Here is a 1,179-nt window from a genome sequence, read left to right on the forward strand (position 1 = left end):
AAATGGCAAAGAGTAAGTTTGAGCGCAATAAGCCGCACGTTAACATCGGCACGATCGGCCACGTTGACCACGGCAAGACGTCTCTGACGGCAGCGATCACGAAGTACTTCGGTGAGTTCAAGGCGTATGACCAGATCGACGCGGCACCGGAAGAAAAGGCGCGCGGCATCACGATTTCGACGGCGCACGTTGAATATGAGACGGCAGCCCGTCACTATGCGCACGTCGACTGCCCCGGCCACGCTGACTATGTGAAGAACATGATCACCGGTGCTGCGCAGATGGACGGCGCGATCCTGGTTTGCTCGGCTGCCGACGGCCCGATGCCGCAGACGCGCGAACACATCCTGCTCGCCCGCCAGGTTGGCGTTCCGGCGATCGTTGTGTTCCTGAACAAGGTCGACCAGGTTGACGACGCCGAGCTTCTGGAGCTTGTCGAGCTTGAAGTTCGCGAATTGCTGTCGTCCTACGACTTCCCGGGCGACGACATTCCGGTTGTCAAGGGTTCGGCGCTTGCAGCTCTGGAAGACAGCAACAAGGAAATCGGCGAAAACGCGATCCGCGAGTTGATGGCCCAGGTTGACGCCTACATCCCGACGCCAGAGCGTCCGATCGACCAGCCGTTCCTGATGCCGATCGAAGACGTGTTCTCGATCTCTGGCCGTGGTACGGTTGTGACGGGCCGCGTCGAGCGTGGCATCATCAAGGTTGGTGAAGAAGTCGAGATCGTCGGCATTCGTCCGACCTCGAAGACGACGGTGACCGGCGTTGAAATGTTCCGCAAGCTGCTCGACCAGGGCCAGGCCGGCGACAACATCGGCGCGCTGATCCGCGGTGTGAACCGTGACGGCGTCGAGCGTGGCCAGATCCTGGCAAAGCCGGGCACTGTTAAGCCGCACAAGAAGTTCAAGGCCGAAGCCTACATCCTGACGAAGGAAGAAGGTGGCCGTCATACGCCGTTCTTCACGAACTACCGTCCGCAGTTCTACTTCCGCACGACGGACGTGACCGGCATTGTGACGCTTCCGGAAGGCACGGAAATGGTTATGCCCGGCGACAACATTACGGTTGACGTCGAGCTGATCGTTCCGATCGCAATGGAAGAAAAGTTGCGCTTTGCTATCCGCGAAGGCGGCCGCACCGTCGGCGCCGGCATCGTCGCTAGCATCGTCGAGTAAT

The 1,179-nt window shown here is 59.8% G+C and carries 1 protein-coding gene; it reads left to right on the plus strand.

Annotated elements, in window-relative coordinates; genetic code table 11:
• Positions 1 to 2 precede the first annotated feature (2 nt).
• Positions 3 to 1,178 carry an elongation factor Tu gene (tuf, locus tag PY650_RS36480; RefSeq protein ID WP_285884951.1) on the plus strand — a complete coding sequence of 392 codons (1,176 nt, stop codon included), beginning with the start codon at positions 3 to 5 and terminating at the stop codon, positions 1,176 to 1,178.
• Position 1,179 lies beyond the last annotated feature (1 nt).

The organism is Martinezella calliandrae, from assembly GCF_030272695.1.
Taxonomy (GTDB): Bacteria; Pseudomonadota; Alphaproteobacteria; order Rhizobiales; family Rhizobiaceae; genus Rhizobium; species Rhizobium calliandrae.